The 23,597-nt window shown below is 63.4% G+C and carries 20 protein-coding genes; 13 read left to right on the forward strand and 7 right to left on the reverse strand.

Annotated elements, in window-relative coordinates; genetic code table 11:
- Window positions 1-179: 179 nt before the first annotated feature.
- Window positions 180-1,475 carry a M23 family metallopeptidase gene (locus tag NKI85_RS19710; RefSeq protein WP_352528772.1) on the reverse strand — a complete coding sequence of 432 codons (1,296 nt, stop codon included), beginning with the start codon at window positions 1,473-1,475 and terminating at the stop codon, window positions 180-182.
- 139 nt (window positions 1,476-1,614) lie between these two features.
- A complete protein-coding gene (locus NKI85_RS19715; RefSeq protein ID WP_352528774.1) occupies window positions 1,615-2,082 on the reverse strand; it encodes a peroxiredoxin in 468 nt (155 codons plus the stop codon).
- 96 nt (window positions 2,083-2,178) lie between these two features.
- On the opposite strand from NKI85_RS19715, the gene NKI85_RS19720 reads away from it, so the two are divergent.
- Complete coding sequence (locus NKI85_RS19720) at window positions 2,179-5,556, forward strand: hypothetical protein (protein ID WP_352528776.1); 3,378 nt, start codon at window positions 2,179-2,181, stop codon at window positions 5,554-5,556.
- A 97-nt stretch (window positions 5,557-5,653) separates the two neighbouring features.
- Here NKI85_RS19720 and tyrS read toward each other — a convergent pair whose 3' ends face one another.
- Window positions 5,654-6,907 carry a tyrosine--tRNA ligase gene (gene tyrS, locus NKI85_RS19725; protein WP_352777535.1) on the reverse strand — a complete coding sequence of 418 codons (1,254 nt, stop codon included), beginning with the start codon at window positions 6,905-6,907 and terminating at the stop codon, window positions 5,654-5,656.
- A 289-nt stretch (window positions 6,908-7,196) separates the two neighbouring features.
- Between tyrS and NKI85_RS19730 the strand changes: the two genes are divergently transcribed.
- Both NKI85_RS19730 and NKI85_RS19735 read left to right on the forward strand, forming a co-directional pair.
- Window positions 7,197-7,925 carry a glycosyltransferase family 2 protein gene (locus tag NKI85_RS19730; RefSeq protein ID WP_352777537.1) on the forward strand — a complete coding sequence of 243 codons (729 nt, stop codon included), beginning with the start codon at window positions 7,197-7,199 and terminating at the stop codon, window positions 7,923-7,925.
- Window positions 7,918-8,250 carry a lipid-A-disaccharide synthase N-terminal domain-containing protein gene (locus NKI85_RS19735; RefSeq protein WP_023717355.1) on the forward strand — a complete coding sequence of 111 codons (333 nt, stop codon included), beginning with the start codon at window positions 7,918-7,920 and terminating at the stop codon, window positions 8,248-8,250. Before NKI85_RS19730 ends, NKI85_RS19735 begins: the two co-directional genes overlap by 8 nt.
- A 41-nt stretch (window positions 8,251-8,291) precedes the next feature.
- On the opposite strand, the gene NKI85_RS19740 is transcribed toward NKI85_RS19735, so the two are convergent.
- Window positions 8,292-8,960: an FMN-binding negative transcriptional regulator gene (locus NKI85_RS19740; RefSeq protein WP_352777540.1), complete on the reverse strand. Its 669-nt coding sequence runs from the start codon at window positions 8,958-8,960 to the stop codon at window positions 8,292-8,294.
- Window positions 8,961-8,972: 12 nt separating this feature from the next.
- Window positions 8,973-9,647: an alpha/beta hydrolase gene (locus NKI85_RS19745; RefSeq protein ID WP_023717356.1), complete on the reverse strand. Its 675-nt coding sequence runs from the start codon at window positions 9,645-9,647 to the stop codon at window positions 8,973-8,975.
- A 255-nt stretch (window positions 9,648-9,902) separates the two neighbouring features.
- Between NKI85_RS19745 and NKI85_RS19750 the strand changes: the two genes are divergently transcribed.
- The 7 genes from NKI85_RS19750 (at window position 9,903) to sufA (ending at window position 17,166) form a co-directional block, all read left to right on the forward strand.
- Window positions 9,903-11,081: a cysteine desulfurase family protein gene (locus tag NKI85_RS19750; protein WP_352528784.1), complete on the forward strand. Its 1,179-nt coding sequence runs from the start codon at window positions 9,903-9,905 to the stop codon at window positions 11,079-11,081.
- A gap of 188 nt (window positions 11,082-11,269) precedes the next feature.
- A complete protein-coding gene (gene sufB / locus NKI85_RS19755) occupies window positions 11,270-12,787 on the forward strand; it encodes a Fe-S cluster assembly protein SufB (RefSeq protein WP_352528787.1) in 1,518 nt (505 codons plus the stop codon).
- A 29-nt stretch (window positions 12,788-12,816) separates the two neighbouring features.
- Complete coding sequence (gene sufC / locus NKI85_RS19760) at window positions 12,817-13,572, forward strand: Fe-S cluster assembly ATPase SufC (protein WP_352528789.1); 756 nt, start codon at window positions 12,817-12,819, stop codon at window positions 13,570-13,572.
- 25 nt (window positions 13,573-13,597) lie between these two features.
- Window positions 13,598-14,866, forward strand: a complete 1,269-nt coding sequence (gene sufD, locus NKI85_RS19765; RefSeq protein ID WP_352528791.1) for a Fe-S cluster assembly protein SufD — start codon at window positions 13,598-13,600, stop codon at window positions 14,864-14,866.
- Between the two features lie 169 nt (window positions 14,867-15,035).
- Complete coding sequence (locus NKI85_RS19770; protein WP_352528793.1) at window positions 15,036-16,277, forward strand: cysteine desulfurase; 1,242 nt, start codon at window positions 15,036-15,038, stop codon at window positions 16,275-16,277.
- A 5-nt stretch (window positions 16,278-16,282) separates the two neighbouring features.
- Window positions 16,283-16,675, forward strand: a complete 393-nt coding sequence (locus NKI85_RS19775) for an SUF system Fe-S cluster assembly protein (protein WP_352474719.1) — start codon at window positions 16,283-16,285, stop codon at window positions 16,673-16,675.
- Between the two features lie 110 nt (window positions 16,676-16,785).
- Window positions 16,786-17,166 (forward strand): Fe-S cluster assembly scaffold SufA, encoded by a 381-nt coding sequence (gene sufA / locus NKI85_RS19780; protein ID WP_006206001.1) that lies wholly within the window; start codon window positions 16,786-16,788, stop codon window positions 17,164-17,166.
- A gap of 162 nt (window positions 17,167-17,328) precedes the next feature.
- On the opposite strand, the gene NKI85_RS19785 is transcribed toward sufA, so the two are convergent.
- The gene (locus tag NKI85_RS19785) at window positions 17,329-17,826 is read right to left on the reverse strand and encodes a GFA family protein (RefSeq protein WP_352528795.1); all 498 of its coding nucleotides are present in this window, start codon (window positions 17,824-17,826) and stop codon (window positions 17,329-17,331) included.
- 90 nt (window positions 17,827-17,916) lie between these two features.
- Here NKI85_RS19785 and NKI85_RS19790 point away from each other — a divergent pair, with 90 nt between their 5' ends.
- Window positions 17,917-18,240, forward strand: a complete 324-nt coding sequence (locus NKI85_RS19790) for a TfoX/Sxy family protein (protein ID WP_352528797.1) — start codon at window positions 17,917-17,919, stop codon at window positions 18,238-18,240.
- A 44-nt stretch (window positions 18,241-18,284) separates the two neighbouring features.
- Here the strand turns inward: NKI85_RS19790 and NKI85_RS19795 are convergent, their stop codons facing one another.
- Entirely contained in the window at window positions 18,285-19,232 is a 948-nt protein-coding gene (locus tag NKI85_RS19795; protein ID WP_352528799.1) for a carbohydrate kinase family protein, read from the reverse strand.
- A 277-nt stretch (window positions 19,233-19,509) separates the two neighbouring features.
- Here NKI85_RS19795 and recA point away from each other — a divergent pair, with 277 nt between their 5' ends.
- Together recA and alaS are read left to right on the forward strand one after the other, a co-directional pair.
- Complete coding sequence (recA, locus tag NKI85_RS19800) at window positions 19,510-20,607, forward strand: recombinase RecA (RefSeq protein ID WP_352528801.1); 1,098 nt, start codon at window positions 19,510-19,512, stop codon at window positions 20,605-20,607.
- 262 nt (window positions 20,608-20,869) lie between these two features.
- Window positions 20,870-23,536 carry an alanine--tRNA ligase gene (alaS, locus tag NKI85_RS19805; RefSeq protein ID WP_352528810.1) on the forward strand — a complete coding sequence of 889 codons (2,667 nt, stop codon included), beginning with the start codon at window positions 20,870-20,872 and terminating at the stop codon, window positions 23,534-23,536.
- The last annotated feature ends 61 nt before the right edge of the window (window positions 23,537-23,597 follow it).

Raw genomic sequence — 23,597 nt, forward strand, 5'->3', positions numbered from 1 at the left:
AAGGCATAGGCTTATACATATCATCCTACAACTGCATCGGAGTCAACGCCGTGGGCACAAGCCCTCAAGGGCTGGAGCCGAATGTTTGCTGGGGAGGACAGAGCGAAGGGCGATCGCCGGCGGATGCTTAGGCGAGGTTGCCACTCAATTGCTGGTCCGTCTGAGGAGCAGCCCGGCTCCTAGAGGTACCGCTCGACCTTCTTGCCGACGGTCAGGAACCGCAGCGGGTCGATCGCCTCGCCATTGTGGCGAACCTCGTAGTGCAGGTGCGGGCCGGTCGAGCGGCCGCTGTTGCCGGTCTTGCCGATGATGTCGCCGGCATCGAGCTTCTGGCCGACGGCGACGTCGATTTCGCTGAGATGCCCGTAACGCGTCACAAAACCATTGCCGTGGTCGACCTCGATCATGCGGCCGTAGCCGCCGTTCCAGCCGGCCTTGACGACCACGCCGGCTGCCGTGACCTTGGCCGGCATACCGATCGGCGCCCTGAAATCCATGCCGGAATGCAAGGCGGCCGTGCCGAGGATGGGGTCGGTGCGCACGCCGAACGGGCTGGTGACGCTATGGCCGGGCGCGGGGTTGGCGAGCGGCAGCCGGCGCGCTTCCTTTTTAAGATGATCCAGCGCGTCAAGCGCCTCGTCCAACTCCTTGACCTTGCTGTCAAAGGTCAACGAACTGTCAAGTGGTATCAGCGGGCCGCCGACGTCGCTCTTTTCGAATTCGCTGGTGGGCGGCAGGCCGGCGGCCTCGAGCGCCTGCGAGATCGCGTCGGCGCTCTTATAGGCATTGTCGGCAAGTGTGGCGATGCGGGTGAGTTGCTGGCTCTCGATCGCCTTGAGCGAGTTGTTGATCGAAACGAAGAGCTTGTCTGCCCGGTCGGCCGTGCTCTCGCTCGGCAGCGGATCAGCGCGGGTCGACCACAGCGAGAACGGCCTCGTGTCGTCGACGTCCACAGGGCCGGCAAGCGGGGCAGCAAGGCTGGCGACGGAATAGGCCGTCGGCCGTGCGATGCTGCCGGTCGCATCGGCATGTTCGTCCGGCTTTGCCGTCGGTTCGGGCGGCGTTCCGGCCTCATTTTCGGCTCGTTCGAGGATCGGGCCGAGGCGGCCGTGACGCAGGCTGAGCTGGCTCTGCCGCTCCAGCAACTCGCTGACCTTGGTTTCCATCAGCTGCTGGTCGAGAAGCTGTCGGCTGGTGATGCGGTCGACCTGGCTGCGCAGTGCCGAGATGCGGTCTTCGTAGGCCTGCTGCATGCGCGCCTGCCGCGCCGTCGTGGCGCCGATCAGATCGTCGCGCAGCACCAGATAAGAGGTCGCCAGCAGGTAGCCTATGACGATCGCCGCCAGCGCCGAGCCGCAAAATGCGGCCAGCCACGGACGTATGGTGAAATGCCTTATCTGGTCGCCCCGGGCGATGATGACCGTGTGGGGCTCTCTGCGCCTGCCGAAGACCGCTGACTGACTGGTTACGTTCACGGGACCAAGCTTTCGTTACGATACCAACGACGAGCCTGATTACACATTATTAGGGTTAACAAAGTTTTGCCGGATCGAACGCCCAGGCAAAGGTCTTCGCGCAAAACGCGCATCGAGTTGCAGCGGCGTGCCGCAGCACTCAAAGCGCGCGAACCGCCTCCAGCACCTCTTCGGCATGACCCTTGACGCGGACGTTGCGCCAGATCCTGGCGATGCGTCCGTCCCGGCCGATCAGGAACGTCGCGCGCTCGACGCCCATATAGGTGCGGCCGTAGAGCTTCTTTTCGACCCACAAATGGTAGGCCTCGATCACCTTGCGTTCCTCGTCGGCGACCAGATCGATGCTCAGATCGTATTTCGCCTTGAACCTGTCGTGCTTCCTGACGCTGTCCGGCGACAGGCCGATCACGACAGCGCCGGCCTTTTCGAATTCCGGCTTCGACTGCGAAAAGCCGATCGCCTCGTTGGTGCAGCTTGTGGTGTCGTCCTGTGGGTAGAAATAGAGTACGATGGGTTTTCCCAGCAATGCGGCGAGGCTGAGTGAGCCGCCGCCGTCGCGCGGAAGATCGAATTGCGGCGCAATATCGCCCACGTCGAGGTCAGCCATACCGATGCCCTTGTTTGAGGTTACGCGCCAGGCTGCACCGATATAATGTCGAGCGGGGATTCGTCCACGATCGAATTCGTTTCAACGGAAGATTGCGTGGATCAGGAGCTACCGCAGCACGAGAAGATCAGGTTCAGGCGTGACGAGATCACCGACCTGGGGACCTTTCCGTCCGCATGCCGCGTACCGCCGCTCGGCCAGGCGTCGATCGGTCGCGGCGTTCGTTTGATGGCGCGGCTGTTTGCCGGCCTTGTCGCCCTTGTGCTGCTGGCTGCGGCCGGCGTCTATGCGATCGGCGTGTCAGGCTTCGGCTCGGAGCGGCTTCGTGCGGAGGCCGAAACGGCAATCGAGAGGTTGGCCGGCTTCGATGTCGACGTTGCCGTCGGGCCGGCCCGGCTGACGCTTGACGGGTCGAGTTTCATTGCGCTGCAGGTCAGCGACGTCAGCCTCAAGACCGCCAAGGGCAAGCCGATGGCCGATGCCGGCCAGGTTCGCTTCGGCATCCGGCTGATCCCGCTGCTTTCGGGCGAGGTGCGGCTGACCAGCGCCAGGATTTCCGACGCGCACGTCGTTATGGCGGCAATGCCGTCCGGCGGCGACTGGACGGCCGGGCTGCGCAACCAGGACGGCCTCATCGATCCGGAAAAACTTTCCGCCGCCGTCTTCGCCAACATCAACCGCGCGCTTGATGCGGTGCGCGAGGATTCGATGCGCCAGATCGATCTGCGCAACGTCGAGCTGGCACTGCCCGAGACCGGATCGGTCAAATCGGTCACCATCGCCGACGCCTCCGTGTCGCAGTCGGGACCGGGAAGCATGGAGTTTTCATCCGACGCGGATGTCGACGGCAGGGCGCTCACCATCGCCGCTTCCGCCACCCGCGATCCGGCGACGCGACGCATCACCGCGCTGGACGCCAGCGTCGAGGCGGCGGACCCCGACACTGCGGCGGCAGGTGGCAAATTGGGTGCGATCACCTTGAAGCTGGCGGGGTCGGAAGGCGTCGGCGACAATGGTTCGCGGCTGACCGCTGCCTTGTCGCTGACTGGATCGGTGCTCGATCTCGGGCCGCGCGGCCTGCTTCCGGCCGACGTCGATCTCGATGCAACGCTCGTCGCCGGCTCGAACAAGATCCAGGTCGACAGTTTGCTGGTGAAGACCGGCCGCTCGACCTTCGATTTCGCCGGTTCGATCGGGCCGAAGCCGGCTACTGGCACAGCCGGCGAGGAGCCATCCTATCGTTACGACCTGACCAGCGACGGTTCGACCCTGGCGCCTTCGGATTCGCCGGAGCCGGCGCTCAGCTTCATTGCCCGTATTGCCGGCGTCTACCAGCCGACGAGCCAAAAGCTGATCGCCGAGCAGATCGGCGTCCGGTCCGGGCCGGCCAGCGAAGTGCTGGGCACGGCCTCGGTTTCATTTGTCGCCAACCAGGCGCCGGGCATATCGGTCGCGCTCAACGTTCACGACATGCCGGTCTCGCACGTCAAGCAATTATGGCCATGGTTTTCGGCGCGGAATGCCAGGCTGTGGGTGCTTAAGAACCTGTTCGGCGGCCGCGTCGTCGACGGCAGCCTGCAGTTCCAGGTCGTACCCGGACGGCTCGGCAACGGCGTGCCGCTTTCCGCCGATGAAGTGTTCGGCCGATTCCAGGTTGAAGGATCGCGCTTCGACACGGCCGGCCGCATCCCGCCGATCCGCGATGCCGTCGGCGTCGTCGGCTTCCACGGCAACGACGTCGACGTCGCGCTGTCCTCGGGAAGCGTCTATATGCCGAGCGGCCGTACCGTGGCGGCGAGCAACGGCACGCTCACCGTCAAGGCGGCGAATCATCCGCCGGTGATCGGCGCGCTCGACATCGATGTCGCCGGCGAGGCGCCGGCAATCGCCGAACTGGCATCGTTTGACCCGATCAACGCCATGCGCCATGTCGGCCTGCTGCCGGACGACCTGTCCGGAACGGTGACCGGCCACGTCAAGGCCGATATTCCGCTGCAGTCCGGCGTCGACTCGTCCAAACTCGATTGGCTGGTGGCACTCGACTACAAGGATCTGTCGCTGGGCAAGCCGTTCGAGGGCCAGACGGTCAGCCATGCCGACGGCTCGATCACGGTCGCGCCCGACCGGGCGGTGATCTCGGCCAAGGCGCTGCTCAACGGCATTCCGGCCGAGCTCGACCTGATCGAACCGCTTAGGGATGGCGGCCCGCCGCGCAGTCGTAAAGTAGCGCTGGTGCTCGACGACAAGACGCGCGCCACCGCCATGCCTGGCCTGTCGACGCTGCTTTCCGGAACCATCAAGGTGGCGATCGACAAGAGCGGCGCCGGCAACCAGAACGTGTCGGCCGACCTGACCAATGCCAGGCTGGACATTCCCTGGGCCGGCTGGAGCAAGGGCCCCGGCATTCCCGCCAAGGTCGTCTTCGCCATGGCGAAGACCGGCGACACCACGACGCTGTCCAATTTCGAACTCGACGGCAAGACCTTCTCCATCGACGGCAGCGCCGTGCTGGTCAACGGCGCCTTGTCCTCGGCCCGGTTCAGCAAGGTCACCTTGAACAGGGGCGACGACGTCGCCGTCTCGGTGAAGCGGTCGGGCAAGGCCTATGCGGTCGAGGTCAGCGGCAGCGCGTTGGACGCACGCTCGCTGATCAAGCAATTCACGTCCGACGTCGACACCGCCACCAAGACCACCGGCGTCGATGCGATCTCGGTCAGCGCCGACGTCAGTTCCCTGACCGGCTTCCACGACGAGGTGCTGTCGAATTTGAAGCTCGACTACAGCGGCGCCGGCTCCAGGGTGAACGGGCTCAAGGTGAGCGCCACGGCAGATTCGGGAGCCGCGATCACCATCAGCAACACGACCGGCGGCGGCTTGCGCACACTCAACATGAAGTCGGCCGACGCCGGCGCCATACTGCGCTTCCTCAACATCTACGAGCATATGGAAGGCGGCTCGATCACGCTGGCGCTCACTGGGGCCGGCGACGGGCCGATGAAAGGCCAGGTCGACGCCAAGAACTTCTTTATCGTCAACGAGCCGAAGCTCGCCTCGATCGTGTCGACGACGCCGGCCGGCGACAGCCGCAGCCTCAATGAGGCGGTCAAGGGCAATCTCGACACGTCGAGGGTGAAGTTCGAGCGCGGTTTTAGCGAAATCGACAAAGGCAGCGGCTATCTGAAGCTGCGCAACGGCGTGCTGCGCGGCTCGCGCATCGGCACCACCTTCCAGGGCACGCTCTATGATCAGAACAACAATATGGACATGACCGGCACGTTCATGCCGGCCTACGGTGTAAACCGCATCTTCGGCGAACTGCCGCTGATCGGCGCGCTGCTCGGCAATGGCCGCGACCGCGGCCTGATCGGCGTCACCTACAGGCTCAGGGGCAATGCCAACAAGCCGACCCTCGACGTCAATCCGCTATCGGTGATCGCGCCCGGCATTTTCAGGTCGATCTTTGAATACCGGTGAGGCGGGTCGGGGTTCGGAATAAAGTCGCTCTGTAGCGATCCTTCGCGCCCCCCTCTGTCCTGCCGACATCAAGGGCTCTGCACAGCATCTCAGACACTCAAACCGGCCGCACCAGAACGTGCTTTTTCTTGCCGAGCGACAGCTTTGCGACGTTTTCCGGGCCGAGATCCTGCAGCGTCACCATCCGGCGGTCGTCGGATACCGGCTGGTCGTTGAGGCGCACGGCGCCGCCCTGGATATGCCGCCGCGCCTCGCCGTTGGACGCTGCCAGCCCGGCGGTGACGAACAGCGACAATATGCCGACGCCGGCTTGGAGATCGGCCCTGCCCACCTCGACGGTCGGCAGTGTTTCGGCGAGCGCCCCTTCCTCGAACGTCTTACGCGCCGTTTCGCTGGCCTTCTCCGCCGCCTCGCGGCCATGCAGCATGGCGGTGATCTCGGTGGCGAGGATCTTCTTGGCTTCGTTGATCTCCGAGCCGCCGAGCCGTTCGAGGCGCGCGACCTCGGCGAGCGGCAAGGTCGTGTAAAGCTTCAGGAACCGGCCGACATCGGCATCCTCGGTGTTGCGCCAATATTGCCAGAACTCGTATGCCGACAGCATCTCCGCATCGAGCCAGACCGCGCCCGATGCCGACTTGCCCATTTTTGCGCCGGACGAGGTAGTAAGCAGCGGCGTCGTCAGCGCGTAAAGCTGCGCGCCTTCCATGCGATGGCCGAGATCGATGCCGTTGACGATGTTGCCCCACTGGTCGGAGCCGCCCATCTGCAGCCGGCAGCCGAGGCGCTTGTAGAGCTCGACGAAGTCGTAGGCTTGCAGGATCATGTAGTTGAATTCCAGGAACGACAGCGACTGCTCGCGCTCCAGCCTGAGCTTGACCGAATCGAAGGTGAGCATGCGGTTGACCGAAAAATGCCGGCCGACATCGCGCAGGAAATTGACGTAGTTGATATCCATCAGCCAGTCGGCATTGTTGATCATGACGGCGTCGTTCGAGCCGCTGCCGAATTTGAGGTACGGAGCGAAGTTGCGGCGGATGCCGGCCAGATTGTTCTCGATGTCCTGCGGCGTCAAAAGCTTGCGCGCCTCGTCCTTGAACGACGGATCGCCGATCATCGAGGTGCCGCCGCCCATCAACGCGATCGGCCGGTGGCCGGTCTGCTGCAGCCAGTAAAGCATCATAATCTGGATCAGCGACCCGGCATGCAGGCTCTTCGCGGTGGCATCGAAGCCGATATAGGCGCTCACCGTTTCCGTGGCGAAAAGCTGGTCGAGGGCGGCATCGTCCGAGGTCTGGTGGATGAAACCGCGCTCGCTCATTGTGCGCAGGAAATCGGATTTGAAGGCGGACATCGTTTCTTTCCCGGAAGCGCCCGGCCGCGGCGGCTCGGGATGTGCATGAAGGCGGGCGTTTAGCATCCAAGCGCGATCAGCAAAAGTGGAATCCGGTTTTGCGTCCGATCGCGCTTCGGATGGGTTTGCGCGATCAGCAAAAGTGGAATCCGGTTTTGCGTTCCCGCGGATGACATTCCCTATGCTTGCGTCCTCGTTTCGGCTGGCGTAATGAGGCGCCGCGCCAGCGGGGCTCTTCCGCTGGACCGCGCGGCATCGATCGAATGCCATATCCTGTGACAGAGTCGAGATGCCGGAGATATCCATCGTCATTCCTTGCCGGAACGAGGCGGCGAACCTGCCGCTTCTGCTCGACGAGATCGGCGCTGCCATGGCCGGGCGCGACTTCGAGGTGATCGTCGTCGATGACGGCTCGACCGACGACACGCCTTCGGTGCTCGCCGCCCAGGCGGCACTTCGCGCGTTTCCGCTGCGCCACCTCAGGCATGAAAAATCTGCCGGCCAGTCGCTCTCGGTGCGCTCCGGCGCCTGGGCAGCGCGCGGCGATATCGTCGCCACCATCGACGGCGACGGCCAGAACGATCCCGGCTACATCCCAATGTTGATCGATGCGCTGCGGCAGGCTGGTCCCGACGTCGGGGCCGCGCAGGGACAGCGGCTGAAGCGCCGCGACAGCAAGATCAAGCAGCTGGCGTCGCGTTTCGCCAACGGGCTGAGAAAGGCCATCCTGCACGACGAGACGCGGGACACGGGCTGCGGCCTCAAGGCGATCCACACCGACATCTTGAGGAAATTGCCGTTCTTCGACGGCACCCACCGCTTTGTTCCGGCGCTGGTCATCCAGGAGGGCTACCGCGTCGTTCATTGCGACGTCGTCGACCGCTCCCGCCGTCACGGCAAATCGAACTACGGCATCTTCGATCGCGGCCTGCAGGGCGTGCTCGATCTTGCCGGTGTCTGGTGGCTGCGCCGCAGGCGCCGCAGAATGCCCAAAGTAGAGGAAATCACGCATGGGTAACGTGCTTCAGGAATTGGCGACCTGGCTTCACGATGTTTTCGTCAAGCAATTCGATGCCTGGGTACTGCTCGGCTTCGTCGCCCAGTTCTTTTTCACCATGCGGTTTCTGGTGCAGTGGGTGGCGTCGGAAAAGGCCAAGCGCAGTGTCGTGCCGATCGCCTTCTGGTTCTTTTCGCTGTTCGGCGGCGGCCTGCTGCTGGTCTATGCCATCCAGCGTCAGGATCCGGTGTTCATCGCTGGCCAGGCCATGGGCCTGTTGATCTATATCCGCAATCTCTGGCTGATCGCCAACGAGCGCAAGGCGGCGATGACGAAGGTCGATTGAGCCCGCTTCCGGCCCTAAACCGGTCGAGCAAGCAATCCAGATTACTTGCTGTCCAGCCCGCCGTAGGATCTTACCAGCCGGACCATGTCGGCCGAACTGGCAGCCTCGCTCTCGAGCCCCTCGGCGACACCGATGCGGTCGGCGGCCGGCCGGTTCTGGCTGACCTTCCATTTGCCGCTGATTTCAGTGATTTCGATTTCCAGGCCGACAATGCCCTTGATCTGCGACTGGATGAAGGGTGCTGGCGCGTCGGTCACCGCCCACGGCGTCGCGCGATTGCCCTCCTGCGACATTGTCAGATCGGAAATCTGCTCAGCCAGCCAATCCTGGTCCTCGACCACCGTAACGATGCCGCGCACCTGGACGATGGCGTAGTTCCAGGTCGGTACCACCTTGCCGGTTTCGCGCTTGGTCTCGTACCAGGACGGCGTCACATAGGCGTCCGCGCCCTGGAAGACGACCAGCACGGGCGACAGGGGATTGTCGGCCAAAAGCCGCCATTGCGGATTGGCCCTGGCTAGATGGGCGCGTAGCCTGCCGTTCGGCGGCACTTCCTCGTTGAGCAGGGAGGGGGCGTCGAGCAGGAAGGGAATTGCGTTGGCGACCGGCCCCTCGGCACCATTCGAGACCAGCAGGCCAAGCGGATGCGCCCGGATCAGCCCGTGCAGGACGTCCTGCCGGGTTTCCTGGAAATGAGGCGGCTGGTACATCGTCGTTCCCGATTATCTCAGCCGCTTCGGCCGTGGGTCGGACAGTTCCCCGGCCAGCCGGCGATCGAGATAGTCCGCGCATTCCTCGATCAGAAGCTCGGCATGGTTGGCAAAGAAATGGTTGGCGCCGGGCAAGGTCTTCTGGGTGATGGTGATGCCCTTTTGCGTGTGCAGTTTGTCGACCAGGCCCTGTACGTCCTTGGGCGGCGCGACCTTGTCGGCGTCGCCATGGATGATCAGGCCGGACGACGGGCATGGCGCCAGGAACGAGAAATCATAGGTATTGGGCTGCGGCGCGATCGAGATGAAGCCTTCGATCTCGGGCCGGCGCATCAAGAGCTGCATGCCGATCCACGAGCCGAACGAATAGCCGGCGACCCAGCAGCTCTTGGAATCTGGATGCAGCGACTGCACCCAGTCGAGCGCCGCGGCGGCGTCAGACAACTCGCCGGTGCCGTGGTCGAATTCGCCCTGACTGCGGCCGATACCGCGAAAATTGAAGCGCAGCGTGGTGAAATTGCGCTTCTGGAACATGTAGAAGAGGTCGTAGACGATCTTGTTGTTCATCGTGCCGCCGAACTGGGGGTGCGGGTGCAGGACGATGGCAATCGGCGCGCTCTTTTCCTTCGAGGGCTGATAGCGACCCTCCAGACGGCCGGCCGGACCGGTGAAAATGACCTCAGGCATGAAATACTCCACTTGGCATAAATTGCGCGGCGCCCGGAACAACTCTTCCTCTGGCCCCACTCTTCCCTAGGCCTTGACGCAGGGCGAGCGTCTTTCTAGAAGCTAGTTTAGAATTGTTCAAAACTGGGCGGCCAAAAATTGTGGCTCGGCCACCCGCGCCGCAAGCCGCGTAAATAGGACGTCTTGCCTTGCAATTTCAAGGAAATAACGCGCTATCTTCGCGGAACAGCTTTTGAAGGGACCAGTTGGACGGAAATGGCCGGAGCACGCGCCTATCTCGACTACAACGCCAGCGCGCCGCTGCTTGCCTCGGCGCGCGCGGCGGTGGTCGCTGCGCTCGACGTCGCCGCCAACCCGTCCTCGGTCCATGCCGAGGGCCGCGCCGCGCGGCGGCTGATCGAGGATGCCAGGCGCGTCGTGGCGCGACTGGTCAACGCCAGGGCCGAGCATGTCGTATTCACCTCCGGCGCGACGGAAGCTGCCTCGACGCTGCTGACGCCGGACTGGCGGATGGGGCGCGGTGCCGTCCGCATGAGCCGGCTCTATGTGTCCGAGGCCGATCATCCTTGCCTGCTGAATGGCGGGGGCTTCCCGGCGGCGCAGCTGGCGCGGATCGGCGTCGACGCCGACGGCATCGTCAGGCTCGACGCCTTGGCGGCAGCGCTCGCCGCACATGACAAGGCCGAAGGCTTGCCGCTGGTGGCGATCCACGCCGCCAACAATGAAACCGGCGTGATCCAGCCAGTCGGCCGCATCGCCGAAATCGTCAAGGCGGCGGGCGGCGTCCTGGTTGTCGATGCGGTGCAGGCGGCGGGCCGCATTCCGCTCGATATCTCGGCGGGTTACGGCGACTATTTGATTCTGTCCTCGCACAAGATCGGCGGCCCCAAGGGCGTCGGCGCCATTGTCGCGGCGTCGGACCTGATGATGCCAAAACCGCTGGTCAGCGGCGGCGGCCAGGAAAAGGGCCATCGCGGCGGCACTGAAAACCTGGCGGCGATCGCCGGGTTTGGCGCGGCGGCGCGTGAGGCGCTTGCCGGGTTGGAAACGATCGATGCGGTGCGGCAGCGTCGCGAGGAAATTGAGGCGATCGTGAAAACGCTGGTGCCGGATGCCGAAATCTTCGGGACCAGCGCTGCAAGGCTTGCCAACACCACGTTCTTCGCTATTGCCGGCATCAAGGCCGAGACGGCGCAGATCGCCTTCGACCTGGCCGGCGTGGCGCTGTCGGCCGGATCGGCCTGTTCGTCGGGCAAGGTCGGCCCGAGCCATGTGCTGAAAGCCATGGGTTATGGTGACAGCCTTGGCGCGTTGCGCGTGTCCATCGGCCACGCGACCAGCGCCGAAGATATCGAGCTGTTTCGCGCGGCGCTGGCGACGATCGTCGCGCGGCAAGCCGGTAAGGAAAAGGCAAGCAGGGAACGAGCCGCCTGAGCGCGGCAGACGAAATGTAGGGCCTTGCGGCCTGGTAGAGCCGTGCGTTCGCATTTGGCCGGGTGAATTTCCGGCATGAACGCACTATATGAAACTTACGCCGCCTCGGGTGCCTGATGGGTGCACGTTTGCGGTGCCATAGTTTGAAAACTGCCGGGCCTTGACCCCGGCGTGGATGGAGAACGCTGATGCCTGCTGTGCAGGAGACGATCGATCGAGTTCGAAAGATCGATGTCGACCAGTATAAATACGGATTCCAGACCGAAATCGCGATGGACAAGGCCCCCAAGGGCCTGAGCGAAGACATTATCCGCTTCATTTCGGCGAAGAAGGACGAGCCGTCCTGGATGCTGGAATGGCGCCTGGAAGCCTATCGCCGCTGGCTGACGCTGGATGAGCCGAAATGGGCGCGCGTCCATTATCCCAAAATCGATTTCCAGGATCTCTACTATTACGCCGCGCCCAAGAGCACGCCGGGGCCGACTTCGCTCAGCGAGGTCGATCCCGAACTGCTGAAGGTCTACGAGAAGCTCGGCATTCCGCTCAGGGAACAGGAAATCCTTGCCGGCGTGCAGAAGACCGATGCGTCGGAGCTCGAGGAAGCCAGCGACAACGTCTACAAGTCAGGCCGCGTCGCCGTCGATGCGGTGTTCGATTCCGTCTCCGTCGTCACCACCTTCAAGAAGGAGCTGGCGCAGGCCGGCGTCATCTTTTGCTCGATCTCGGAAGCGATCCGCGAGCATCCGGAGCTGGTGAAGAAATATCTCGGCTCGGTCGTGCCGACCTCCGACAATTTCTACGCGACGCTGAATTCGGCCGTGTTCACCGACGGCTCCTTCGTCTTCGTGCCCAAGGGCGTGCGCTGCCCGATGGAACTGTCGACCTATTTCCGCATGAACGAGAAGAACACCGGCCAGTTCGAGCGCACGCTGATCATCGCCGAGGAGGGTGCTTACGTCTCCTATCTCGAAGGTTGTACGGCGCCGCAGCGCGACGAGAACCAGCTTCACGCCGCGGTGGTCGAGCTGGTCGCGCTCGACGATGCCGAGATCAAATATTCGACGGTGCAGAACTGGTATCCCGGCGACGCCGAAGGCAAGGGCGGCATCTACAATTTCGTCACCAAGCGCGGCGACTGCCGCGGCCATCGCTCGAAGATTTCGTGGACGCAGGTCGAGACCGGCTCGGCCATCACCTGGAAATATCCGAGCTGCATCCTGCGCGGCGACGATTCCAGCGGCGAGTTCTATTCGATCGCGGTGTCGAACGGTTATCAGCAGGTCGACAGCGGCACCAAGATGATCCATCTCGGCAAGAACACGTCGAGCCGCATCATCTCCAAGGGCATTGCCGCCGGCTTTTCGCAGAACACCTATCGCGGCCAAGTTTCGGCGCACCGCAAGGCGACCAACGCCCGCAACTTCACCAATTGCGACTCGCTGCTGATCGGCGACCAGTGCGGCGCACACACCGTGCCCTACATGGAAGCCAAGAATTCGACGGCCCAGTTCGAGCACGAAGCGACGACGTCGAAGATTTCCGAGGACCAGAAATTCTACGTCATGCAGCGCGGCATCCCCGAGGAAGAGGCGATCGCGCTGATCGTCAACGGCTTCGTCAAGGACGTCATCCAGCAGCTGCCGATGGAGTTCGCGGTCGAGGCGCAGAAGCTGATCGGGATATCGCTTGAGGGCTCGGTCGGCTGACCGGAATAGAATTTTCAGGAAAAAGAAGAATGCTTGAAATCAGAAACCTGCATGCCCGCATCGTCGATGACGGCACCGAGATCATCCGCGGCCTGAACCTGACGGTCAGGGCCGGCGAGGTCGCCGCCATCATGGGCCCGAACGGCTCGGGGAAATCGACGCTGTCCTACATCCTCGCCGGGCGCGAGGACTATGAGGTCACCGAGGGCGACATCCTCTATAACGGCCAGTCGATCCTCGACATGGATCCGGCCGAGCGCGCTACCGCCGGCATCTTTCTCGCCTTCCAGTATCCGATGGAGATACCGGGCGTGGCGACGATGGAATTCCTGAAAGTTGCGATGAACGAGCAGCGCAAGGCGCGCGGCCAGGAACCGCTGAAAATCCCGGAATTCCTCAAGCGCGTGAAGGAGGCGGCCGCCTCGCTCAACATGGACATGGCGATGCTGAAGCGGCCGCTCAATGTCGGCTTTTCCGGCGGCGAGAAAAAGCGCGCCGAGATTCTGCAGATGAAGCTGCTGGAGCCAAAGCTCTGCGTGCTCGACGAGACGGATTCCGGTCTCGATATTGATGCGCTGAAGATCGTCGCGGACGGCGTCAACACGCTGCGCTCGCCGGACCGCGCCATCGTCGTCATCACCCACTACCAGCGCCTGCTCCAATACATCGTGCCTGATACCGTGCACGTGCTCTACAGGGGCCAGGTGATCAAGTCGGGCGACAAGTCGCTGGCGCTCGATCTCGAGGCCAATGGCTATGCCGGCGTGATCGGGCAAGCCGCGTGAGATGCCGGAAGGCAGGACGAAACTGATGAATATGCACACGACACCCCAGCGAACATTAGCCGAAACGGCGCTGATCGACGCCTTCGGCGAGCGGCTGTCGCTGCTGCCGGGCGACGGCGCGGTGATGCTGAAGCGCGACGACGCCATCGAGGCGATCAAGAGCGGCCTGCCGACGCGGCGCATCGAATCCTGGCATTATACGGACCTGCGTCGTCTGCTGACTTCGGTGCCGGACTTCGATCCGGCAGCGGTCGCGAAAGCCATTGCGCCGATCGTCGAAGGCTCCAGCGTTTTGCCGGTGCTGAACGGCGTTTCGAGCGCGAAGCTCGCTAGCATCGATGGCGTTGCCGTGCAGCGCCTGTCGGAAAAGCTGACCGACGGCAGCGCAGCACCTGGGCTCGATTCTTATGGCAGCGACGACGCCATCGGCGCGCTCAACACCGCCTTTGTTGCCGACGGCTATTTCGTCGACATCGCCGACGGTGCCCAACTGGATAAGCCGCTCGAATTGCAGAATTTGCAGGCCGGTGGACAGACGCATGTGCGCCTGGACGTCCGCGTCGGCACCGGCGCCAAGGCTGTTATCGTCGAGCGCCAGGCTGGCGAGGGGGCGGCGCTGGTCAGTTCGGTCAGCCAGCTTCTGCTTGACGAGGGCGCCGAAGTGACCTGGCTGATCGTGCAGGAGCAGCCGGATACGGCAACGCACCTTGCCCAGTTCAAGGCGCATCTCGGCAAGAATTCGAAGCTGACGCTGTTCGTCATGAATGCCGGCGGCAAGCTTGTGCGCCAGGAAGTCGTTGTGAAGACGACCGGCGAAGGCGCCGAATTCACCTTGCGCGGCATCAACCTGTTGGCCGGCGACACCCATACCGACGTCACCATGGTGCTCGACCACGCCGTACCGCACACCGCCTCGACGGAAGTGATCCGCAACGTAGTGACCGGCAAGGCGCGCGGCGCCTTCCAGGGCCGCATCAACGTCCATCAATATGCGCAGAAGACCAACGCCAAGATGGCCTGCAATACGCTGCTTCTGTCGGATGACGGCGAGTTCTCGACCAAGCCCGAGCTGGAAATCTTTGCCGACGACGTCGTCTGCGGCCATGGCGCGACCGTCACCGAGATCGACCACAGCCATCTGTTCTACCTGATGGCGCGCGGCATCGACGAGAAGACGGCGCGTGGCCTGCTGGTCAAGGCCTTCGTCGCCGAAGTGATCGAGGAACTGGACGACGAAGCCATCGTCGAGGCGCTGGAGGCGAGGCTCGACAACTGGTTCGTGGCGCACGGGTAGAGCGGCATAGGGCGAGGCCCCCTCATCCGGCCGCTTCGCGGCCACCTTCTTCCCAAGGGGAGAAGAGACAGGCGGCGACGCTGGCGATCTCCTCTCCCCAGCGGGGAGAGGGTGGCCGTAGCGAAGCGGAGGTCGGGTGAGGGGGAGCCACATTGGAAGGTTGATTGCTGTGGACCAGAAAGTCGAAAACATCCCCTATGACGTCGAGGCGATCCGCCGCGACTTCCCGATCCTGTCGCGGCAAGTCTACGGCAAACCTCTCGTTTATCTCGACAATGGCGCCTCGGCGCAGAAGCCGCAGGCGGTGCTCGACGCCATTCAGCACGCCTATTCCCAGGAATACGCCAATGTCCACCGTGGCCTGCATTTCCTGTCGAATGCGGCAACCGACGCGTATGAAAAGGCGCGCGAGACGGTGCGCCGTTTCCTCAACGCGCCTGATACCGACAACATCGTCTTCACCTCGAACACCACGGCGGCGATCAACACCGTCGCCTACGGTTTCGGCATGCCGAACATCGGCGAGGGCGATGAAATCGTCCTGTCGATCATGGAGCATCATTCCAACATCGTGCCCTGGCATTTCATCCGCGAGCGGCAGGGCGCCAAGCTGGTCTGGGTGCCGGTCGACGATCTCGGCGTCTTCCACATCGAGGAGTTCGAGAAGCGGCTGACCGACCGCACCAAGCTCGTCGCCATCACCCACATGTCGAATGCACTCGGCACGGTGACTCCAATCAAGGAGATCGTGCGCATCGCCCATGCGCGCGGCATACCGGTGCTGGTCGACGGCAGCCAGAGCGCCGTGCATATGCCGATCGACGTGCAGGATCTCGACTGCGATTTCTTCGTCTTCACCGGCCACAAGGTCTATGGCCCATCGGGCATCGGCGTGCTCTACGGCAAGAAGGACATTCTGGAGCGCATGCGCCCGTTCATGGGTGGCGGCGAGATGATCGAGGAGGTGACGCAAGACATCGTCACCTACAACGATCCGCCACACCGCTTCGAGGCCGGCACGCCGCCGATCGTGCAGGCGATCGGGCTTGGTGCAGCGCTGGAATATATGGAAAAGATCGGCCGCGAGCGCATCGCCGCGCACGAGGCCGATTTGAAGGACTATGCGCATCAGCGGCTGCGCGCCATCAACTCGCTGCGCATCTTCGGCGATGCCCCCGGCAAGGGCGCTATCATTTCCTTCGAGCTGCAGGGCATCCATGCCCATGACGTGTCGATGGTCATCGACCGGCAGGGAGTGGCGGTCCGCGCCGGCACCCATTGCGCCCAGCCGCTGTTGAAACGCTTCGGCGTAACATCCACATGCAGGGCATCGTTCGGCATGTATAATACCAGGGCCGAAGTCGATGCTTTGGCCGATGCGCTGGAAAAAGCGCGAAAGTTCTTCGGGTGACGATCATGGACGATGCCAGCCACACCGCCGAGACAAATTCGGAAGCGACGACCAATGCGGCGGTTTCCGGATCGACAATCCCCGCCGACGAATTGGCGCGGCTGACCGACGACATCGTCTCGGCGCTGAAAACGGTCTATGACCCGGAAATCCCGGCCGACATCTACGAGCTCGGCCTCGTCTACAAGATCGACATCGAGGACGACCGCTCGGTCAAGATCGACATGACGCTGACCGCGCCGGGCTGCCCGGTGGCTGGCGAAATGCCTGGCTGGGTGGAAAACGCCGTCGGCGCCGTCGAAGGCGTCTCCGGCGTCGAGGTCAACATGACCTTCGACCCACCCTGGTCGCCGGACCGCATGTCGGAAGAGGCGCAGGTGGCGGTTGGGTGGTATTAGCATCCGACCGGACAAAGATCGGCGGACTTGCGCCGGGCAGGAAACTTCACCATTTTAGGTGAGAATCATTCGGCAGGCCTTGAACCTGCAAGGAATGGAGAAAGAAAAAGATGGGACGCTTCGCCGTCATCACCATGACCGAAAAGGCCGCCGACCGGGTTCGCGAGATCGTCGCGACCCGTGAGAATGCACATGGCATTCGCCTGGGCATCAAGAAGGGCGGCTGTGCTGGTATGGAATATACGGTCGATCTGGTGACCGAGCCCAACACCAAGGACGACCATATCGAGCGCGACGGCGCGCATGTCTATGTCGCGCCGGAGGCGGCACTTTTCCTGTTCGGCACCGAGATGGATTTCGAGCAGACGACACTGCGCACCGGCTTCACCTTCCGCAACCCGAACCAGAGCTCGGCCTGCGGCTGCGGTGAATCGGTCGAATTGAAGCCGGCTGATTTGAAGGCACTGGCCGAGGCGCGCGCTTCAGCCTGAGAATTTTCTTTTCTTTAAGTAGGCTTTCGCGAGACCCCCTCATCCGGCCGCTTCGCGGCCACCTTCTCCCCGGAGGGGAGAAGAGGTCGGTCGAGCCAGTCTCTTCTCCCCTCCGGGGAGAAGGTGGCCCAAGGGCCGGATGAGGGGGACTGCCGAAGAACCCTAATCCACCCACATCCCCGTCCTCTTGTGCCAGTCGGCGATTGATTCCTCGGGATAGACGTCGAAGACCTTGTCGCCCTTGCCGATATCGGGCTCGACCCAGTTCGCCTTGTATTTCAGCATCAGATGAACCTTCTCCGGCGGCTTTGGCAGGTCTGTGTCGATCGCCGAGGCGAAGGGGTGCACCAGCTCCGGCCAGGTCGGGTCGTAGAGCCAGAGTGCTGCCCCGCATTTCCTGCAGAAATTCCGCTGGCCTGACGAGATCTCGCGTTGCGGGTGCTCGTCGTCCTCGATCTCAGCCCGGTAGACGCCGAGATGGCGCTTGCCCTCGATTTTCAGCGTCTCGTAATCGGCGCCGAGATTGATGGCAAAACCGCCGCCGCCCTGCTGCTTGCGGCAGATCGAGCAGTAGCACAGCATGAACGGCACCGGCGTGTGGCTCTCCACCTCGAAACGCACGGCATTGCACCGGCAGGATCCCTTGAGCAGAAGCGGCATGAAAAACTCCGACGAAATTGATTCTGAACTTGTCAGGATGGTGCCGGTTGCGGCGATGACAAGGGGAAATCCCGATGACATGATCGCCGCATGGACAACGAGCGCATAGAAGAGCTTTTCGAAGGCCTCGGGCCGGTCAGCATCCGCAAGCTGTTCGGCGGTAAAGGCATCTACTTCGACGGCGTCATCGTCGCCATCGTCATCCGCGGCGAATTGATGCTGAAGGCCGACGCCGAAAGCGCCCCGGATTTCGAAGCGGCCGGTTGCCGGCAATGGACCTATACCGGCTCGCGCCATGGCAAGCTCGTATCGATGCCCTATTGGAGCGTTCCAGAAAGCGCTTTCGACGATCCCGATGAGATGGCGATCTGGGCGCGCCGGGCCTATGAGGCGGGACGGCGCGCCGGCAAGTAGGCTGCGCCGGTCCGCTAGCTGCCGCCGGCAATCCAGGGCGCACTTCACGCCAGTTCGCGCGCCTCGGGCACCAGCGCCAGTGCCTCGGCAAAGCCGGTGCCGCTGAACGCCGCAGCCGTATCGGCGCTCTCGACGACGGCGAGCATCGCCGCGGCGACGCCTTCACGCAGCGCCGCGCGCAGCGTCAAGCCGCGCAGCAGGGCGGCGATCGTCGCGCCCGCCAGCACGTCGCCGGCGCCGGTCACGTCGGCCCGCTTTTGTGGCAGCGGCGGCGAGATCGAAAAAGCGCCGGCTTCGTCGAAACCGAGCACCGGTCCGCCGCCGGCGGTCACCACGCCGCCTTTCAAGCCTGCATGTCTCAGCCCGTCGACGATGCCGCGCCCGTCGGCATCTATGTCCACGCCGGCGAGCACGCCGGCCTCTTGCCGGTTCATGAAGGTCAGCGCCAGAAGGTCAAGCACCGGCGTCAGCCGCGCCGCTCTGCTGGACGAGACCGCAAGCGCAAAGACCGGCTTGCCGGCAGCGAGCGCCGCCAGCCGCTCCAACGCGGTCGACGGCAGGTTGGCGTCGCACAGCACCGCGTCGGCGGTGCCGATCGCCTCACGCACCTTGGCGCGGCGGATCTGCTTGGGAAGCGCCAGTTCGTAGAGCACCATGTCGGCAAGGCCGGCGATCAGCCCACCGTCGCTATCGACCAACGCCGTATGGCTCGGCGTCGCGCGATCGAGGAACACCGCCGACAGATCGGCAATGCCGGCCTCGGTGATGGCGCGTAAAACCGTGTCGCCTTGGGCATCGCCGCCGCGCACCGAAAGCAGCGAGGCCGAGACGCCGCGCCGCACCGCACAGCGCAAGGCGTTGAAGACGGCGCCGCCGACATGCTCGCGCATCGTGCCGGGGTTCGATGCGGCCGGCACGAAGGCGCCGACAAGCCGGCCGCGCCGCTCGATATAGGCGCCGCCCACGGCCAGGATCGTCGAGGATTTCATCATGCCGGCAAAATGACCTTTGCTGTTGCCCGGGAGGAGACTAGGTTGCCCTGCGGAAGCCCGCAATCACAGGCGCGATTCGCAACATGGCAGTAACGGCCCCGCATAGGATGCAGGGTATGTCTCCCGCCGAAAGCGCGAAACAAAAATAGAACAAATCGCGATATCGTTTGTTTTTCAGGTGCTTGCCGTCCGTTGACAAACGAGAACAAATAAGGTACATTCTAACAAGGATTACGGGATTGTCCGGCCTTCATTGACGACCACGGGGTGATGTATCATGGCTCAGAATACTTTGCGGCTTGTAGAGGACAAAGCGGTGGACAAATCAAAGGCTCTGGATGCGGCGCTGTCGCAAATCGAGCGTGCCTTCGGCAAGGGCTCGATCATGCGGCTCGGCGCAAACGAGCAGGTCGTCGAGATCGAAACGGTGCCGACCGGCTCGCTTGGCCTCGACATCGCGCTTGGCGTCGGCGGCCTGCCGCGCGGCCGCATCGTCGAGATCTACGGGCCGGAAAGCTCGGGCAAGACGACGCTGGCGCTGCACACGGTGGCCGAAGCCCAGAAGAAGGGCGGCATCTGCGCCTTCGTCGATGCCGAGCACGCGCTCGACCCGGTCTATGCCCGCAAGCTCGGCGTCGATCTCGAAAACCTGTTGATCTCGCAGCCCGATACCGGTGAGCAGGCGCTTGAGATCTGCGACACGCTGGTGCGCTCCGGCGCCATCGACGTGCTGGTCGTCGATTCGGTGGCGGCGCTGACGCCGCGCGCCGAAATCGAAGGCGAGATGGGCGATTCGCTGCCCGGCCTGCAGGCCCGCCTGATGAGTCAGGCACTGCGCAAGCTCACCGCCTCGATCTCGCGCTCCAACACCATGGTCATCTTCATCAACCAGATCCGCATGAAGATCGGCGTCATGTTCGGTTCGCCCGAGACGACGACCGGCGGCAACGCGCTGAAATTCTATGCCTCGGTCCGCCTCGACATTCGCCGCATCGGCTCGGTCAAGGATCGCGACGAGGTCGTCGGCAACCAGACCCGCGTCAAGGTCGTCAAGAACAAGCTGGCGCCGCCCTTTAAGGTGGTCGAGTTCGACATCATGTATGGCGAGGGCGTGTCCAAGACCGGCGAGCTGGTCGACCTCGGCGTCAAGGCCGGCGTGGTCGAAAAGTCGGGCGCCTGGTTCTCCTACAATTCCCAGCGTCTCGGCCAGGGCCGCGAAAACGCAAAACTGTTCCTGCGCGACAATCCCGACACGGCGCGCGAGATCGAGCTGGCGCTGCGGCAGAATGCCGGGCTGATCGCCGAGAAATTCCTTGAGAACGGCGGCTCCGAAAGCAGCGACGACGGTTTCGAGGACGACGCCGGCGCGATGTAGGCTTGGCGAGCGACGCCCCGCGGAGCTTCAGCCAGGTTTCGGTTGATGTTTTGATCTGAGTTTGCTTAATCGATGCGTTTCGAACCGCCGGCCCCGTGCCGGCGGTTTGCGTTTTATGGCGGGGCAGAAGCCATTTCAAAGTGCCGGTGAAGGCCGTGATTTGAGCCCGTTTCGTGTTTCTGGACAGGCTGCGGTGCGACCGCTAAAAGGCCATGTCTATTTTCCGCCGATGGCCGGCGGTTCTCTCGAAAAGGCAGTATTCATGAGTGGCGTCAACGAGATCCGGTCGGCATTTCTCGACTATTTTCGCAAGGAAGGTCACGAGGTCGTCGCGTCGAGCCCGCTGGTGCCGCGCAACGACCCGACGCTGATGTTCACCAACGCCGGCATGGTGCAGTTCAAGAACGTTTTCACCGGTCTGGAGAAGCGGCCCTATTCGCGTGCCACGACCGCCCAGAAGAGTGTTCGCGCCGGGGGCAAGCACAACGACCTTGACAATGTCGGCTACACTGCGCGCCACCTGACCTTCTTCGAGATGCTCGGCAATTTCTCCTTCGGCGACTATTTCAAGGAGCGCGCCATAGAGCTTGCCTGGAACCTGATCACCAGGGAATTCGGGCTGAAGAAGGACAAGCTGCTGGTCACCGTCTATCACACCGACGACGAGGCCGCCGCCTACTGGAAGAAGATCGCCGGCTTTTCCGACGATCGCATTATCCGCATCCCGACCTCTGACAACTTCTGGGCAATGGGCGACACCGGACCTTGCGGGCCGTGCTCGGAGATATTCATCGACCGTGGCGAGCATATCTGGGGTGGCCCTCCCGGCAGCCCTGAGGAGGATGGCGACCGTTTCCTTGAATTCTGGAACCTGGTGTTCATGCAGTATGAACAGGTGACGAAAGACGAGCGCATCGACCTGCCACGTCCGTCGATCGACACAGGCATGGGCTTGGAGCGCATGGCCTCCATCCTGCAAGGGGTTGAAAGCGTCTTCGAAACCGACCTGTTCCGCCACCTGATCGACGCTGCGTCGTCCACGCTTGGCCGCGATCCGGATGCGGACACTGTAGGATCGTTCCGCGTCATAGCCGACCACCTGCGTTCGTCCTGCTTCCTGGTGGCCGATGGCGTGCTGCCGTCCAATGAAGGCCGCGGCTATGTGCTTCGTCGTATCATGCGCCGCGCCATGCGCCATGCGCAGTTGCTCGGCGCCCGCGATCCCCTGATGTGGCGCCTGGTGCCGGCGCTGGTGCGCGAGATGGGCCAAGCCTATCCCGAACTGGTGCGCGGCGAACAGATGATTACCGAGACGCTGAAGCTTGAGGAAACCCGTTTCCGCAAAACGCTGGTGCGCGGCTTGGGCTTGCTTTCGGAGGCGACGGAAAAGCTGGCCGCCGGCGACATGCTGGATGGCGAGACAGCCTTCAAGCTCTACGACACCTATGGCTTTCCGCTCGACCTGACGCAGGACGCGCTGCGCCAGCGCAACATCTCGGTCAATCTTGCCGGCTTCACGGATGCGATGGAGCGGCAGAAGGCGGAGGCGCGCAAAAGCTGGGCTGGTTCCGGCGAGGCAGCGACCGAGACGGTGTGGTTCGCGGTGCGTGAGAAGACCGGCGCCACCGAATTCCTGGGCTACGAGACCGAGCAGGCGGAAGGCCTCATCCAGGAGCTGGTCAGGGACGGCAAGACCGTCGATAGCGCCGGCAAGGGCGACGCTGTTGCTGTGGTTGTCAACCAGACGCCGTTCTATGGCGAGTCCGGTGGACAGATGGGCGATACCGGCGTCATTTCAGGCGAAGGGTTCTCGATCGAGATCTCCGACACCCAGAAAAAGGCCGATGGGCTTTTCGTCCATGTCGGCAAGGTGGTCAGCGGCACGGTCAAGACGGGCGCAACCGTCGAGCTGAAGGTGGACCACGCGCGCCGCTCCAGGCTGCGCGCAAACCATTCCGCGACGCATCTGATCCATGAAGCGCTGCGCGAGGTGCTGGGTACCCATGTGGCGCAGAAGGGCTCACTGGTCGCGCCCGAGCGCCTCCGCTTTGACATTTCACATAACAAGCCAATCTTACCTGACGAGCTCGAAGAGGTCGAGCGCATGGCGAACGAGATCGTCGTTCAGAACAGCCCTGTAACCACGCGCCTGATGTCTGTCGACGACGCCATTGCCGAAGGCGCCATGGCACTGTTTGGCGAGAAGTATGGCGATGAAGTGCGCGTCGTTTCGATGGGCACGGGCCTGCATGGCGCCAAGGCCAACCGGCCCTATTCGGTCGAGCTCTGCGGCGGCACCCATGTCAGGGCGACCGGCGATATCGGTCTGGTGCGCATCGTCTCGGACGGCGCGGTCGCCGCCGGCGTGCGCCGCATCGAGGCGTTGACCGGCGAAGCGGCCAGAAAGCATCTCGACGAACAGGACAAGCGGCTGAAGGCGGCCGCCGCCGCGCTGAAGATTTCGCCGGCCGACGTGCCGGCCCGCGTCGAGGCGCTGCTCGACGAGCGCAAGAAGCTCGAAAAGGAACTGACCGAAGCGCGCAAGAAGCTGGCGCTGGGCGGCGCCGCGGCCGGCGCGCCTGCTGAGAACGAGACCGTCGCCGGTGTCGGCTTCCTCGGTAAGGCGGTCTCCGGCGTCGCGCCGAAGGATCTGAAGCCGCTGGCGGATGCCGGCAAGAAGTCGCTCGTCTCCGGTGTCGTCGTCTTCGTCGGCGCCGGCGAGGACAACAAGGCAAGCGTCGTCGTCGCCGTCACCGATGATCTGACCGGCCGCTTCAGCGCCGTCGATCTGGTGCGCGTCGCGTCCGCGGCCTTGGGCGGGCAGGGCGGCGGCGGCCGCCCCGACATGGCCCAGGCAGGCGGTCCCGACGCCTCCAAGGCCGGCGATGCGATCGCTGCGGTGAAAGCGGCGATCAACGAAGCGGCGTGAACCTGCACCGGGGCGGCCGAAACGGCGCGCCGCCCAGCGGATATCTTTGAGGGCCTGATAT

The sequence above is a fragment of the Mesorhizobium sp. M0571 genome (genome assembly GCF_040320985.1).
Taxonomy (GTDB): domain Bacteria; phylum Pseudomonadota; class Alphaproteobacteria; order Rhizobiales; family Rhizobiaceae; genus Mesorhizobium.